Origin of the sequence: Dysgonomonas termitidis (genome assembly GCF_042654545.1) — a bacterium.
Classification (GTDB): Bacteria; Bacteroidota; Bacteroidia; order Bacteroidales; family Dysgonomonadaceae; genus Dysgonomonas; species Dysgonomonas termitidis.
On the sequence record NZ_JBHSGN010000100.1, the window covers coordinates 14,065 to 30,391 of the forward strand.

Here is a 16,327-nt window from a genome sequence, read left to right on the forward strand (position 1 = left end):
TATTATCCTATTTTTTTATACCTTTTCAGATCTATATAGTCAAAGCTAAATTTAAATATTATGGATTTGTATGGAATTGTAGGGAACCCTTTGGTTCAGTCTTTTTCACCCCGCTTCTTTACCGAGAAGTTTCAGAGGGAGGGTATCGATGCCGAATATGTGAAATTTGAGATACCGGATATTTCCTTATTTCCGGATATTGTCGAGGCACACCCGAATCTTAAGGGAATGAATGTAACCATTCCTTATAAAGAAAAAGTAATTCAATATCTCGATGATCTGGAACCTCAGACAAGGGAACTGGGTGCAGTTAATGTTATAAAATTCATACAGGACGGCGATAAGGTAAAGTTGGTGGGATACAACTCCGATATCATAGGTTTCCGAAATTCTATTGAACCACTGATTGACAAGCGGATTCATAAGAAAGCGTTGATACTGGGTACGGGAGGAGCTTCAAAAGCAGTGGCCGGAGGATTAAAGAATCTGGGACTCGATTTTATATATGTCTCCCGCACACCTAAGGCCGGACAACTGCAATATCAGGATTTGGATAAAGGTATATTTAATGAATATACGGTAATCGTGAATGCATCGCCATTAGGTACATTCCCGAATGTAGATGAAGCGCCGGACATTCCTTATCAGTATCTGACTCCGGATTCCTTGTTGTATGATCTGGTCTACAATCCTGCCGAAACTAAATTTCTGAGACTTGGCAAAGAAAGAGGTACTAAGGTGAAGAACGGTGCGGAGATGCTAGAATTGCAGGCTTTGGCAGCCTGGGATATATGGAATAAATAAATTTCGATTATTGATTTTGTGAAATTGAAAGAAAACAATTAAATTTGGCTCAAAATATAATAATGAAAACAATAAATTTATCGGAACAAAACACTGTATTGAATCGTTTTGTCAGTGAACTGCGCGATGTGGAAATCCAAAAAGACAGCATGCGCTTCAGACGTAATATAGAAAGGATAGGGGAGATCATGGCTTATGAGATAAGTAAGACGTTGAACTATTTTCCTCTGGAAACTGTGACCCCGTTAGGTACTTCGGTCACAAATGTACCATCCGACCCTATTGTGATAGGAACTATCTTGCGTGCCGGACTGGTATATCATCATGGCTTTCTGAACTGTTTCGATCAGGCGGAAAATGCATTTGTTTCAGCGTACAGGAAATACCGGGAAAATCATCAGAGTTTTCATGTGCATATCGAATATATAGCATCACCCCGAATTGAGGATAAAATATTAATTCTCACGGACCCAATGTTAGCGACAGGCGGGAGTATGGATTTGTCATACCAGGCATTGCTGACGAAGGGACAGCCTAAACATATCCATATTGCAACTATTATAGCCAGTAGGCAGGCAATAGGATACTGCGAACAGAATTTCCCGAAGGATAGGACTACTATCTGGGCGGCAGCTATAGATCCTGAATTGAATGAGTATGCATATATTATCCCGGGATTGGGAGATGCAGGTGATTTAGCTTATGGTGAAAAAGAATAAGATAAGGTATTGAAAATAAAAAAGTCCGGAATTTCCGGACTTTCTTATTTATGATATATTGATTAGTTTAATTGTTCCTTTTAGAATAGAGCCATGCGGACTCAAACTTGGGGTTTTCTTTCCTGAAAGTATCGAGGAACGATTCAGCCTCTGTTTTATCGTCGAACGAAGATACATATATCCTGTATCTGTCACCTCCTTCTACAATATTGGCTTTGTTGAAACCATTATTTTTAATTTTTGCGAGCAGATTATTCGCTCTGTCCATTGTGTCTTCTCCTCCGACAATAATATAATAAAGACGGCCGGATTTAGGCCTGGCCGGATTTTCTTCTGTCGTGTTGCCGGTTTGTTCTGTACTATATGCCTGATTGCTCACGTTTTCAACTTCTTTATCTTGATAGTGTGATAATGAACTTGTAATTGTTGATATAAAATCAGCTTTTTGAGAATTTTTATTATTGCTGTCTTTGATACTAACAGGCGTCATAAACAGTGTGATTGCAGCTACGCTGGCGGCAATGGCACCTATAGTGTACTTTAGGGACAGGTTCCTTTTATTCCTGAAGGTTATCTTGTCTATCTCGGCCAGTTGTTTTATACCCATAGGATATAGGCCAAACAGGCCGGGATGTATAATCATAATGTTCTGAACGAAAATAATATTGCCTCCATTGTCGGATGTAAATGAACCCAAATTGCCGAATGGAACCGTTTTGCCATCTTTCAGGCCCATCTTAATAGTTGCGACAAACTCCTTTATTCTTTTACATGCAGCGTTATAGGATATATTCTCATTTTTGGAAATGTATGATGCGATAATACCATCGTTATGATTTAATTCGGGATTGAATACAATACTGTTTTTAGGAGGGTTGATCTCGCCATTGGATAAAAACACGGCCGGTTCCATATTTAAGATGAAGCCACCGAAGTCAGGAATGATAACACAATTATGTATAGGAAGTGAAAATTCCAGGTATGTAAGTATTGTTTTTTCCATATTGCAAATATAAGCATAAGCCGGATATTTTTGTAGTTAAAACTGAAATTTTATTCTTAGGTCTGTCTATTTCGGTTGTGCTCAGTATTTAAGAAAATTTGTAAGTGTTTGCATCTGATAACAAGATTTGAAAAAAGAGTATGGATGAAAAAACCGTAGATTAATATAAAAGCATTAATTTTGTGAAAAAAGTAAACAATGGACACTAAAGATATTATTATTGGTCAGATAGAGAATTCAATTTCCGTGAAAGAGGCGATACTAACCGATATTACTTTGCTGAAAAATATTCAGGATGCGGCCGGAATGATAACGGATGCCTATAAACAAGGTGGAAAAACCCTGTTGGCCGGAAATGGAGGAAGTGCAGCCGATGCCCAGCATATTGCAGGGGAATTTGTAAGTAGATTTTATTTCGACAGGCCGGGTATACCTTCTATTGCTCTTTCTACGGATACTTCTATATTGACGGCTATAGGCAACGATTATGGTTTTGACCGGTTGTTTGAACGTCAGGTGCAGGCTCATGCTCAGGCTGCAGACGTTTTTATTGGAATTACTACCTCCGGTAACTCGGAGAATATAGTGAGAGCATTAATGGCTTGTAAGGAGAAAGGCATTAAGTCTGTTATTCTTACAGGTAAAAGAGGAGGGCGGGTGTCGGAGATTTGCGATATCTGCTTAAAAGTCCCTTCGGATGAGACTCCGCGGATACAAGAATCGCACATACTTATCGGCCATATAATTTGTTGTATTGTGGAAGAGGAACTGTTCGGATATTTAAATAATAAATAATTATTCTGGAATTAATCAGATTTAGGGTGTTTACCGGAAGGCGAAATGTTTGTCGATAATATGCTTGCTTTCAGCTAAAAAATGCCTACATTTGTAACGCAAAAAAAACAGGAGGGGGTCCGGCTGATTGTGGTTGTGGTAAATTCCTGATTTTGTGTGCTCTGGATTTATTTGACCGGATTGGAATCAATATCCTTTTAGGTTTAGGTGACATAGGGCTACCTTATACAAAATTTTTTTTAAAACGACGATAATTATATAGCTCAATTTAGAATTGGAGAATCATAAATTTCCGGAAAAATTAACTCAAATATATGAAAAGACTTATTCTTTATTTATTTACTTTTTTGATTTCGATTTGTTCCCTTTTTGCTCAAATGTCAGATGATCAGGTGATCAGTTATGTCAAGTCCGAAATGGATAAGGGTACGTCACAACAAACAATAGCGGCTGGACTCTTAAAAAGAGGTGTATCTCAAGCCCAATTAGAGAGGATAAAAGACGAGCAGAACCAAACGAGGTTAAAAGTTGCTCCGGGAGTTATAGATGACGGTTCAAAATTAAGGACGGATGTATTAGATGAGACAATGGCCAATGAACCTGCCGTTGATAATAAGCGACGGATATTTGGAAAGGATATATTTAATAAGAAAAATTTATCTTTTACCCCGAATGTTAATATTCCCACCCCGGAAGATTATAAACTCGGCCCTGGGGACGAGGTCGTGATTGATATTTGGGGCGCATCCCAAGCATCTGTGAGGCAGACTATATCCCCGGAAGGAAGTATAAGGGTTGATAGACTGGGGCCTGTTTATTTAAATGGAATGACGATAAAAGAAGCAAATGATTATGTTCAGCAAAAGTTTTCCGGGCTATATTCAGGGATAGGTGATTATGAAGGTGCTTCACAGATAAAACTTACTTTAGGGCAAATACGTACGATCCAAATAAATATAATGGGTGAAGTATCAGTTCCAGGTACTTATTCCATGTCTTCATTGTCGTCTGTTTTTCATGCGTTATATAATGCCGGAGGTATAAATGAAATAGGTTCATTAAGGTTAATTCAATTATACCGTAAGGGTAAATTGATTAAAACTATCGATATATATAAATATCTGTTGGATGGTGATTCGAGTGGTGATATACGGTTAAATGATGGGGATATTATTATTGTTCCGCCATATATATCACTGGTTGAAATAACAGGTAAGGTGAAGCGTCCGATGTATTATGAAATGACTTCGCAGGAAACATTAGCAGATTTAATTAAGTATTCGGGAGGTTTTGTAGGTGATGCATACCGGGATGAGGCTGGATTAGTACGGAAAACCGGAGGTTACGATAAAGTGTTTACATTGGCATCTGATAATTTTAAAAATTTTATCCTTGATGATGGTGATCAAGTTACAATTCATGCCGGATTAAATCTGTATGAAAACAGAGTGGAAGTACAAGGCGCTGTTTATCGGTCTGGTTACTATGAGATTGGTAAAGACATAAAGACTGTGAAGGATTTGATAGAAAAAGCCGGTGGCCTCAAAGATGATGCGTTTTTAAGCAGGGCTATATTGACGCGGGAAAAGGCTGATTTAACAATAGAGAATTTATCAATTAACTTAAGTTCGCTTCTTAAAGGTACTGTCAGCGATATAGTCTTAAGGAAAAATGATGTTTTATTTGTAGCAACGAAAGATGTTGTTACTGATTTAGGAAACTTTGCTATATATGGAAATGTTTCGAATCCAGGTTCATATAAATATGCAGATAATACAACAATTGAAGATCTTATAGTCCGGGCTGGAGGATTATTAGGGTCAGCATCTATGGCTAAAGTTGATGTTGCCCGTAGAATAGTAGATCCCATGAGTACAGAAAGTCAATCTGTGATTGCAGAAACATTTACTTTTAGTATAAAAGATGGTTTAATTGCGGATGGAGTATCTAATTTTACTTTGATGCCATATGACCAGGTGTATGTGCGTAGAAGTCCGGGATATATTGAACAGCGTAATATCGTGCTTCAGGGGGAAGTATTGTTTCCCGGGACATATGCCCTTAAAGAAAAGACCGAGAGAGTTTCCGATGTGATAAAACGAGCAGGGGATCTGACTCCGCATGCTTATTCCCGGGGAGCAAAATTGGTGAGGGAAAAGTCCCAGAGAGAAATAGAAAATCAGAGAAAATCCTTAAAAATGCTTTCCGAAAGCGGAGCAAAAGATTCTATCTCCAGCGATTTAATGGAAATCGATAAGTATTATACTATAGGAATTGAGTTAGATAAAGCAATTGCAAATCCTAGATCTGAATATGACCTGGTATTACAGCTCGGAGATATGTTGCTGATACCGGAATATGATAATACCGTGAAGATTAATGGATCTGTCATGTATCCGAATACTGTATTATATAAAAAAGGAGAAAAGGTTTCATATTATATCGATCAGGCGGGAGGTTATAACGATGTTGCTCAGAAGAAAAGGGCTTATATTGTTTATATGAATGGTACGGTAGCAAAGGTTAAAGGCTCAAGTAAAGATGTGATTCAGCCGGGTTGTGCGATAATAGTTCCATCCAAAGAACAGAAGCAAAAAATGACTTTAGCTGAAACGATCAGCATTGGTACCAGTATAACTTCGATGGCCTCAGTTGTAGCTTTATTGATTAATGCATTGACTAAATAAGGGATGGAAGAGAAGCAAAACAATATAGCAGAAGAAAAAGAAATAGATTTGCTTGCATTAGCTAATAAAATATGGGCAAATAGGAAGTTTATATTAAAGGCCTTAGGTGTCGGATTGGTTATAGGTCTTATTGTAGCATTTAGTATTCCGAAGGAATATACGACGACGGTAATTTTAACTCCGGAGTCTAAATCTACAACATCCGGAAATATGGGATCATTAGCAGCATTGGCAGGGATAAACCTGAATAGTGCTGCTGGTCAGGATGCTTTAGCTTCTCCGGAATTATATCCAAGCGTTATCAGTTCCACTCCTTTTTTAAGAGGACTGCTGGATATACAGGTAACAGATTCAAAGATGGGTATTGATACAACTTTATATAGCTATATAAATGATTACCAGTCTGCGGCATGGTGGGGTTATATCCTAAAGGCGCCCGGATTACTAAAAGGATTATTTTCATCGGAAAAGATCGATATGAATGATAGTAATTCTAATAGCCGTATTATATCTGAAGAGGAACAAAAGATATTAAATAACTTGACTGATAGGCTGACTATAAGCTCTGATAAAAAGACAGGGGTAACGACAATTGAGGTAATGATGCAAAGCCCTGAGATTTCGGCATATCTAGCCGATACGGTAACGTCTTATCTTCAGTCTTATATAATTGATTACCGGACTCAGAAAGCACGGAAAGATTTAGCGTATTCAGAAAAGTTATATGAGGAGTCCAAGGCCGATTATTATAAGACTCAAGCAACTCTGGCCGCATATGTCGATGGGAATATGAATGTTGTATCTGCCAAATATAGAACTACACAGGAAAGGCTTCAAAATGAGGCTAGTTTAGCATATACAGTTTATAATCAGATGGCTCAGCAATTACAGATGGCTAAAGTAAAAGTGCAGGATACTACTCCGGTATTTACAGTGATACAGCCGGCGGTGGAGCCTTTGTTTCCGGCTAAACCGTCGAAGAAGTTGATTTTGATGGGATTTATATTTATTGGTACTATTAGTGCTATTGTTTGGGTGCTGAGAGAGGATATGAAACGTTTTTTAATAAACTGAAAACATGATTAATATATTAGATTGCACTTTGCGGGATGGGGGATATTATACTAATTGGGATTTTGAAAATTCTTTAGTTGATCAATATATACACGCGGCAAATATATTGCCTATTGATTATTTAGAAGTTGGTTATAGGAATAATATCTCAAAATCCTATTTGGGAAAATATGCATATTCTCCAATTTACGAACTGGAGAGGTTAAGATCTAGAAGTCAAAAGAAACTAGCTATAATGTTAAACGAAAAAGATACAAAACTTGGAGATCTTTTTCATCTAACGGAACCTATAAAAGGCTTAGTTGACATGATAAGAATTGCTGTTGACCCGGTAAATATTGAAAGAGCAGTAAAACTAGCAGAAGCGATAAAATTGCAAGGATACGAGGTTGGTTTTAATGTAATGTATATGTCTAGATGGGGGCAGATAGAAAATTTTTATAGCAATCTTTTTAATTTAAATCGAGATACTATTGACCTTTTATGTATGGTTGATTCTTTTGGAGGAATAGCACCAGTAGAAGTTGCAGAATCTATAGATCGAATAAAAGAGAGAATTGATATTCCATTGGGTTTTCATGGGCATAATAATTTAGAATTGGCATTGGTAAATACGTTGACTGCAATAGAAAAAGGGGTTGATTTTGTAGATTCTACTATTTTAGGAATGGGAAGGGGAGCCGGTAATCTTAAAACAGAGTTATTATTAACCTACTTATCGAAATATTATAACCTCACTGTTGATTTCAATGTGATGGGTTCTTTAATAACGACATTTGGTCCATTACATGAAAGATACAGATGGGGAACAAATCTGCCTTATATGATTTCAGGAGCAAATTCTATACCCCAAAAGGAAGTGATGGAATGGGTTGGAAATAGAATTTATTCGTTTAATAGTATAATAAGGGCTTTGGATAATAAGAAAGAGTGCCAGATTGATAATAAGAAGTATCCTATTTTTAAGGATATAGCCTATTCTGATGTCCTGATAATTGGAGGTGGAAGTGGCTCAGTCGAACATTTAGATGGAATCATTCAATTTATTAAGACAAGACCAAATATCGCAATTATACATGCGACATCCAGGAATGCATTATATTATAAAAATATAGAAGCGCCACAATATTTTTGTTTGGTTGGAAGTGAAGGAGAACGTTTAAAAAAAATATTTAATAGCGATATAAGTTCTATAAGAAAGTGTGTTTTACCACCTTATCCTCGTATAATGGGTACAGATGTACCTTTGAGTGTAGAGGATCGAACCTTTGAACTGGAATCTATAACATTTACGGACCTATACAAAGATTCTTGTACATCTTTAGCCTTGGAAGTGGCTTTACAAATGATGCCTAAGAATATTTATATAGTAGGTTATGATGGTTATCCGAATGGATTGACTCAAAGAGAAAGAGAATTATCTAATGAGAATGAATATTTATTTAACGTTTTTACTGAAACTTGTAACATAAAATTAACCTCATTAACACCATCATTATATACAGACTTGATTGTAGAATCTATTTATCAAAAAATCTAATTTTATGAAAAAAATAATAGGAGTGATTCCCGCCCGGTATAAATCATCTCGTTTTCCAGGTAAACCTTTAGCTTTAATTAATGGTAAGCCTATGATTATCTATGTTGCTGAACTGACCGCAAAAGCTTTGGGTATAGAGAATACTTATGTAGCAACAGATGATCAACGCATTTTTGATAGTGTAACTTCATTTGGATTTAATGTGGTAATGACGTCGGAGTCATGTCTAACCGGGACTGATAGATTATGGGATTTTGCTCAGCAGATAGAAGCCGATATATATGTGAATATACAAGGAGATGAGCCTTTGCTAAACCCGGATGATATAAAGTCTATAGTTAATGAAAAGCTCAAATATCCCGACTATGTCATAAATGGAATGTGTTCAGTATTGGATGATGAAGATCCTAAAAATATTAATATACCGAAAGTTTTAACCGATAAGGATAAAAATCTTATTTATATGTCCAGATTGGCAATTCCAGGTATAAAGTCTGAGTCCTTGAGTATAAAGCCGATTTATAAAAAGCAAGTTTGTATTTATGCTTTTAGTTACGAAGAATTAAAAGCTTTTGGAAGTGAGACAGAAAAGGCATATTATGAGCAATTTGAAGATATAGAAATACTTCGTTTTTTTGATCTCAATATCCCTATTAAAATGGTTGAAACTACAGGGTCAACCATTGCAGTTGATAATCCGGAAGATATCCTGGCTGTTGAAAGAATACTAGGTATGAATTAATAGAAGAATATAAGCATTTAACAAAATATAATGAGAATATTTGTTTGTAATTTTCAAGAATATAAATCAAACGCTTTTAATGAATAGGTATATTTATTGTTTTCTTGTATTATTTTTATTATCTTGTACAAAAGAAGATGATTTAAATATTATTAATGTATCTAATATATCCGATCAGGTTGGTATAGTAGTTTCTGATACAACCAAAGAAAAACTCGCTCATTGCTCCCTTTTATACAGCGATAGATTCTTAAATGATGGAACTTTTTGGATATCTTATTATTGTGACGAAACCCAATCTATTGAAAATCCCCTTCATACAACAATATATCCTGTCTTATGCAGACTAAATATAAGAAAGAAATATAAGGATTCCCTTTTGCGTTGGCCTATCATAAAGGCAAATTCTATATTTAAAGACATCAGGATAGGAAATAGGGCTCTATATGACCCAAATTTACGGGTTAATGAAACTAATATACAAGTTTATTTTCAGGCTTTAATCAATGGAAAAACTAGTATTGTTTATCGGGAGTTTGATAAGAATAAGTTGCAGTTTAAAGAAGAATTGCAGATTTCGAAGTTGAGATATAATAACGTGGATGGGAAGGAACAAGTTTATAATTTAGATGATGATGGTGTTGCTCAATGTCTTAAAGATTTTGGTTATCAGGGTAAGGGAATAACCCATCTAATCATAACCCGTTTTATAGAGTATAAAGGATATACATATATGGCACTTACGCCATATTCAGGGACATCAAGAGGTATACTCCTTAAATCTTCAGATGGAATTGTTTGGGATGTGGTAACAATCCAACCGAAGGATATTCTTGACATAGAATCTCAAATAGAGATCGTTGATGATGTTATTTATTATGTTGCGCGTTCTGCATATAATAAATGTTTTATTGGAAAATATGAGATGTTATACAATCGATGGACTGATTTAATCGAAATTCCAAAAAGTATTGGCTCTCGCCCCGAAATATTTTTTTATAAAAATCACCTGTATACTGTTTATAATATAAGTAATCCTGTTAATTTTGGATGGGGAGTGGTTCCTCGGAATTCTGCAACAATAAGTGAAGTAAATCTTTCCTCTTTGGATTTAGTTACCAAGTTTACCATCCAGAATGAATATGGATTTCACTACTTTAGCGTCAGCCAATTTGACAATGGCCTTTATATGACTTACTCGGAAGATAGAAGAAAGTTGAATTTACATGCATCGGATATAGTTTTTTTAAAATTAGATCTTTGAGATAATGATGTCGTTACAAAGAATATATAAATCTTCTCTTTTTAAAAATACATCTATTTATATAGTTACAGATGCCTTAAATAAGGCAATTCCGTTCCTGTTGCTACCTTTCTTGACTCATTATCTGTTGCCGGAAGATTATGGGGTGATTACAAATTTTAACGTAATAATCCAGATATTATCTGTCTTTTGTTATAGTTGCACCGTAGCTGCACTACCTGTCATGTACTATAAATTGAATAAAGATGAACTGCGATTATATGTTTCTAATATAATCATACTTAATACGGCTATTACAGTAGTTGTTTCGGTTCTTTTGATTATATTTAACGGTTTGATATATGGTTCATTGCAGTTATCCTTGTTATACCAATTGGTTAGTCTTATTGTGGTGTGGTTCAGTTCGTTGACTTATGTTAATCTAGTTTTGTGGCGGTGTGAGGAAAGACCTTTATCATTTGGAAAATATCAAATTTCTCAATCTATATTTAGTGCTTTATCAACTATTTTGCTGGTGATAGTCCTTCTAATGGGATGGCAAGGTAGGGTTTACAGTTATTTGATTTCTGCTGTGGTTTTTGGGTTAGTAAGTCTTTATGTATTAAAAATAAGGGGATTTTTGGAGTTATCGGTATCAAAGAAGTATATGACGCATGCATTATTTTTTGCATTACCCTTGGTGCCTCATGCACTTTCTTTCTGGTTGAAAAGCGGTGTGGATAAAATATTATTGACTGATATGTGTAGCCTCACCGAGAACGGGTTATATTCAGTTGCAATGACATTAGGAAGTATTGTGACTATGGTGCTTCTTGCCTTTAATAACGCTTATGCTCCATACTTATATAAGAAGCTGACATATTTTGATGATAATAAAAATAATATTGGTATGGAGAAAGATAAGGTTAAATTAGTAAAATTGACATATAGTATCGTAATATTAGCATTAGTTTTGGTTTTCTTTGCATATTGGATATCTTGGTTTATTATAAAATATGTATATGATATATCATATTCAGATTCCATTAAGTTTCTACCCTATGTAATGATCGGGCAATTTTTCTATGGGGGATACTTAATGTTTGTATGTTACTTTCATCATACATTCAGGACAAAACTTTTAGGAACAATAACGTTTCTGTTGAGTATGTTACAGATTGCGATGTCATATTTATTTATTAAGTGGATTGATTCTACCGGTGTTGCAATAGCATCTGCTGTTGTATCTTTCCTCACATTTTTCTTTGTCGCTATATTTGCAATGAAAATTTATCAATTACCATGGTTATTCTTTATTAATAAAAAAAATGAATAATAAATTTCAAAAATATAAACAGCTCAAAGATCAACTGAATATTCAATATAAAGGCATCAATCTAAATAGGGTGATGGCTATTGAACTTTGGCCTTTTGTGAATGATAAGAAATCATTTTCTTTTAAGAGAATATTTTATTTTTTTATTTCTCTGAATTTAAAAAAAATAAAGACAGAAAGACCAATTTTGTCTACAATGGGAGTATATAACAGAAATGATCACACTGAATTGTATCAAAATGTTATTGAAAAATTGGAGAAGCAAATATCAATAAATGACCTAAAGGAATATAATAGAATTATTAGAGTTTATCCTAACTTAATTTTTAAATGTACAAAAGATGTATTGAAGAGATTAAAATATACGAATTTTAGTTTTATTCAAAAAATGATAATATCCGCGCGATTTGTACACTATGCCAATATAATTGAGGATATGCAGAAAGTTGACCTTACAAATATATCCAAATACTTAGCATTTAGTGGAGTTCATCCTTTAGAGAATCTGTTTACTCAATATTTATCCAATAAGAATATTAAAACATATTCTTTACAACATGGAGTAACTTTTTTATTGGAGAAGGATATATCTATTGATGCCTTGTGTTATGAGAATTTTCAGTCAGACATCCTCTTATGTTGGGGAAAATACACAGTTGATGAATATCATAGATTCGGAATTTCATCGGAAAGATTATTAGTAGCAGGATATCCTAAAACTTCAGAGTGTATAAATCTTAAGGTTAATAATACTTATCGCAAATGCTTGGTGCTTTGCTCTAGACATATCTATGATAATGCAAATCTCGAACTATTAAATATATGTGGAGAAATTAGAGAAATAGAATTCTTTTTGAAGTTGCACCCCTCTTTGGATATTGAAAGATATAAAAAACGGGTATCTAATGCCAGTAATCTAACAATCATTGAGAATGGTCAAACTTTAATGTCATTGGCCGATAATGAGTTATTCGATTTTTCTATTGCTGTTAATACAAGTGCATATTATGAGGTGTTAGCTAAAGGAATTCCTTGCTTACGTTACGATAATGGAGCCTTTGACAAAATGTATGGATTAAATGATATTTTCACATCAAAAAATCAAATGTTAGAAATTCTTGATCGGCTAAAAGCCCAGCCCCTTTCAGAATTTCAACAAGAAGTAAACTTACTATTAAACTATGTATTAGGTATCGGTGAGGACAAGTATAGAGAGATTTTATTGAACTTTGAGAAAAATGTTAATTTTGTAAACCATGATTGAGAAGATCTATAATAGATTGAAGATATTCAGAAATAATAGGAAATGGCGTCTATTAAATAGACATAATTTTACTACACTGAATAGTTTATGTTCTACAGAGCTTATTCAAGTTGGACGAGAAACTTATGGAAATCTCACCGTTTCAAGTTGGGGAGTAGCCAATGAAGGCTTAAAAATAGGAAGTTATTGTTCTATAGCTGATGAGGTCAAATTCATATTAGGCGGTAATCATAGATTAGATACATTCTCTACTTATCCTTTTAAAGTGAAAAAATTTAATATTCAGGACGCAGAGGCGATATCAAAAGGACCTATTATTATCGAAGATGATGTTTGGATCGGCCTTTATACGATCATTCTGTCTGGTGTAAAAATTGGCAAAGGATCTGTTATTGGGGCTGGATCCGTTGTTGCGAAAGATATACCTCCATATTCAATAGCCGTTGGAAACCCTGTTAGAGTATTAAGGAAAAGATTTAGAGATGAGGTGATTGAATTCCTTTTACAACAAGATTTTAATAGTATAGATTTTAACAAAGTAAAAATTGATGATTTATACAAATCAATATCCACTGTAGAGGATATAAAAGAGACCATTTTAAAATAATATAAGATTTAATCTAAAATAATATATGAGGATATTGTTGCTTACAGGAAGTATTAATGCGAAACTGGCATCTCCGGTTATGACCAAAATAGTCAATATAGAGGATAGGCGTAATCAATATCTTAATACCATAAAAAGGTATATCAAAGAATCTGATTTCGATACTATAATTTTTTGTGAAAACACAAAGTCTGATTTTCCCGTGGAAGAATGTCAGGATTTAGCTGACGAATATGGAAAACAGATTGAATTTATATTTTTCTTAGGTAATGTAACTTGTATAAACAAGCAAGGAAAAGGCTTTGGAGATGGAGAATGTATTGAATATGCAATTAATCATAGCAAATATTTACAGGATGACTCAGCCTGTTTTTATAAAGTGACAGGACGGCTTTTCGTCGAAAATATTAATGATATATTGAAAAATAGTTATAAGAATGAGAATTGTTTTTATCGATTAGGTTTTAAAGCTCTAACTGTAGGAACATTCTTTTTTAAGGTACAAGTTGGCTTCTTCAAGAAGAACTTAATGACAGAATACAAGTTTGTAAATGATTCGGATGGTAGATATTTAGAGGTAATCTATTATGATATCCTTATAAGAGAAAAGGTACGAGCATTTAATCCTTACCCATATATTAATGGCCTATCGGCTTCTACAGGAGAATCATATTTAAAGACGTTGAAACTTAATAAAAGAACATCCTATATTTTTAATAGCTTGGGATTATATAGAGTGAATGGTATTTGGTCTAGTTTGTTTAATTTTATAAAAAAGAAACTTTTACTAAAAAATACTATTTCATAATATTATAACTTAGAACCTTTTTTACTGGTCTCATGCATTTAGAATATATTTATATATAATTGGGGTCGTATATGAGCTGATTAATATCGTTTTAACATATCTCTGTGATCTAAATAATTTAGTTTATTGATAAATAATACACTCATATTTGAGATAACGTAACATTAAAATGAACAAATCGCATTTGATTTTAAATTTGAAAAAAATATTAAAAAGGAATCAACTCCTTTTTATTTTAGCCTATAAAGGTCGACATTTTCTATTAAGATTAAGCAATTGGATTCATATAGGTTTCTCGGTATCCAACAATGGTGTTTATTCTAAATTGAAATATGATATAAGAGGTAAGGGTAATTCAATTTCAATAGGTCGAAATGTTGTATTAATCAATGTTTTAATTTATATACGAGGTAATGGAAATAATGTTGTTATACAAGATGATGTTTTGATTATGAACTCCATTTTATGGATTGAAGATAACTCTAACCTGATTCTATTGGGGAAAAATGTAACCATTGAGGGCGCACATATGGCAGTTACCGGTATTGAAAAGAAGATTGTGATTAGTGACAATTCTATGTTAAGTAATAATATTACAATTAGAACGGGAGATAGTCATGCTATCTTGAATGAGAAAGGAGAAAAAATAAATGTAGAAAAGGATATATTCATTGGTAAGCACGTTTGGATTGGAAGCAATGTTACAATTCTCAAAGGAGTACATATTGAAGATAATAGTATTGTAGGAACTGGGTCTTTAGTCACAGACAATATCTCTCATTCATCAATTGCAGTAGGCATTCCGGCAAAAGTGATAAAAAATAATGTTTCTTGGATTAGGGATAGATATTTATGATAAAAGATATTGAAAAAATAAAATCAGATATTAGTATTATAACTGTAGTATACAACGGTATCTCAGATATTGAAAAAACTATATTATCAGTTATAAATCAAGAATATGAAAATATTGAATACATTATTATCGACGGTGGTAGTACTGATGGAACAGTCGATATAATTAAAAAATATCAGGATAGAATTACATATTGGGTGAGCGAGCCTGATAAAGGGATCTATGATGCAATGAATAAGGGAATCGAGAAGGCGACGGGGGAGTGGGTCAATTTTATGAATGCCGGAGATTGCTTTTTCAATAATACTGTTCTTCAAGATATCTTTATTGATAGCCAGATTAAAGATAACTGTGCCGTCATTTATGGTGATACCGTACAATGCTTCTCTTATGGAAATTTTGTAATTAAAGCTTTCCCTCTCGAAATGCTAAAAAAGAGGATGGCATTTTGCCATCAATCTAGCTTTGTCCGTCGAAATATACTAGTTCTCCATCCATTTGACTGTTCTTATCGGGTATGTGCCGATTATAATCTTTTTTATAAAATATTTGAATCCGGATATCAGTTTTATTATCTATCTATGTGTATTTCGATATATGAAGCTGAGGAAGGTTTGTCTTCAATAAATCGTCTTCGGGTACTTAAAGAAGAATGTAAAATAAATGGTATTCAAGGGCTGGCGTATTATAAATTGTTCTTAAGAAACAGGATACGCGCATTAATTGTTGCATCTTTACCTCATTATATATCTCACAAGCTATTGATTAGGCGCCTGAATAAGACAAAAGATATGTATATATATGAAGCAAAAGAATTACATGGAACAATAGAAAAAAAATGAAAGGATG

The 16,327-nt window shown here is 34.0% G+C and carries 15 protein-coding genes; 14 read left to right on the forward strand and 1 reads right to left on the reverse strand.

What is annotated here, in order from left to right; all coding sequences use genetic code 11:
* The first annotated feature begins 60 nt into the window (after positions 1-60).
* Together ACFO6W_RS16980 and upp are read left to right on the forward strand one after the other, a co-directional pair.
* Entirely contained in the window at positions 61-804 is a 744-nt protein-coding gene (locus tag ACFO6W_RS16980; RefSeq protein ID WP_379998578.1) for a shikimate dehydrogenase family protein, read from the forward strand.
* Between the two features lie 62 nt (positions 805-866).
* Positions 867-1,523, forward strand: a complete 657-nt coding sequence (gene upp / locus ACFO6W_RS16985; RefSeq protein WP_379998580.1) for a uracil phosphoribosyltransferase — start codon at positions 867-869, stop codon at positions 1,521-1,523.
* Between the two features lie 67 nt (positions 1,524-1,590).
* On the opposite strand, the gene ACFO6W_RS16990 is transcribed toward upp, so the two are convergent.
* Positions 1,591-2,526, reverse strand: a complete 936-nt coding sequence (locus ACFO6W_RS16990) for an HU domain-containing protein (protein WP_379998582.1) — start codon at positions 2,524-2,526, stop codon at positions 1,591-1,593.
* Positions 2,527-2,724: 198 nt separating this feature from the next.
* On the opposite strand from ACFO6W_RS16990, the gene ACFO6W_RS16995 reads away from it, so the two are divergent.
* The 12 genes from ACFO6W_RS16995 to ACFO6W_RS17050 all read left to right on the forward strand — a co-directional run bounded on the left by ACFO6W_RS16995 (position 2,725) and on the right by ACFO6W_RS17050 (position 16,320).
* Positions 2,725-3,321: a D-sedoheptulose-7-phosphate isomerase gene (locus ACFO6W_RS16995; protein WP_379998584.1), complete on the forward strand. Its 597-nt coding sequence runs from the start codon at positions 2,725-2,727 to the stop codon at positions 3,319-3,321.
* Positions 3,322-3,635: 314 nt separating this feature from the next.
* Positions 3,636-6,008 (forward strand): SLBB domain-containing protein, encoded by a 2,373-nt coding sequence (locus ACFO6W_RS17000; protein ID WP_379998586.1) that lies wholly within the window; start codon positions 3,636-3,638, stop codon positions 6,006-6,008.
* Positions 6,009-6,011: 3 nt separating this feature from the next.
* Positions 6,012-7,082 carry a Wzz/FepE/Etk N-terminal domain-containing protein gene (locus ACFO6W_RS17005; RefSeq protein WP_379998588.1) on the forward strand — a complete coding sequence of 357 codons (1,071 nt, stop codon included), beginning with the start codon at positions 6,012-6,014 and terminating at the stop codon, positions 7,080-7,082.
* 4 nt (positions 7,083-7,086) lie between these two features.
* The gene (locus tag ACFO6W_RS17010) at positions 7,087-8,622 is read left to right on the forward strand and encodes an aldolase catalytic domain-containing protein (RefSeq protein WP_379998590.1); all 1,536 of its coding nucleotides are present in this window, start codon (positions 7,087-7,089) and stop codon (positions 8,620-8,622) included.
* A 4-nt stretch (positions 8,623-8,626) separates the two neighbouring features.
* On the forward strand, positions 8,627-9,364 hold the full coding sequence (locus tag ACFO6W_RS17015; protein ID WP_379998592.1) for a 3-deoxy-manno-octulosonate cytidylyltransferase: 738 nt from the start codon (positions 8,627-8,629) through the stop codon (positions 9,362-9,364).
* A 79-nt stretch (positions 9,365-9,443) separates the two neighbouring features.
* The gene (locus tag ACFO6W_RS17020; protein ID WP_379998594.1) at positions 9,444-10,628 is read left to right on the forward strand and encodes a hypothetical protein; all 1,185 of its coding nucleotides are present in this window, start codon (positions 9,444-9,446) and stop codon (positions 10,626-10,628) included.
* A gap of 7 nt (positions 10,629-10,635) precedes the next feature.
* Positions 10,636-11,943, forward strand: coding sequence for a lipopolysaccharide biosynthesis protein (locus ACFO6W_RS17025; protein WP_379998673.1), 1,308 nt, complete (start codon positions 10,636-10,638; stop codon positions 11,941-11,943).
* Positions 11,936-13,207 (forward strand): hypothetical protein, encoded by a 1,272-nt coding sequence (locus tag ACFO6W_RS17030; protein WP_379998596.1) that lies wholly within the window; start codon positions 11,936-11,938, stop codon positions 13,205-13,207. Before ACFO6W_RS17025 ends, ACFO6W_RS17030 begins: the two co-directional genes overlap by 8 nt.
* Positions 13,200-13,814: a CatB-related O-acetyltransferase gene (locus ACFO6W_RS17035; protein WP_291107637.1), complete on the forward strand. Its 615-nt coding sequence runs from the start codon at positions 13,200-13,202 to the stop codon at positions 13,812-13,814. The genes ACFO6W_RS17030 and ACFO6W_RS17035 overlap by 8 nt, the downstream gene beginning before the upstream one ends.
* A gap of 25 nt (positions 13,815-13,839) precedes the next feature.
* Positions 13,840-14,622: a hypothetical protein gene (locus tag ACFO6W_RS17040; RefSeq protein ID WP_379998598.1), complete on the forward strand. Its 783-nt coding sequence runs from the start codon at positions 13,840-13,842 to the stop codon at positions 14,620-14,622.
* Positions 14,623-14,818: 196 nt separating this feature from the next.
* Positions 14,819-15,478: an acyltransferase gene (locus tag ACFO6W_RS17045; RefSeq protein WP_379998600.1), complete on the forward strand. Its 660-nt coding sequence runs from the start codon at positions 14,819-14,821 to the stop codon at positions 15,476-15,478.
* Complete coding sequence (locus ACFO6W_RS17050) at positions 15,475-16,320, forward strand: glycosyltransferase family 2 protein (RefSeq protein WP_379998602.1); 846 nt, start codon at positions 15,475-15,477, stop codon at positions 16,318-16,320. Before ACFO6W_RS17045 ends, ACFO6W_RS17050 begins: the two co-directional genes overlap by 4 nt.
* Positions 16,321-16,327 lie beyond the last annotated feature (7 nt).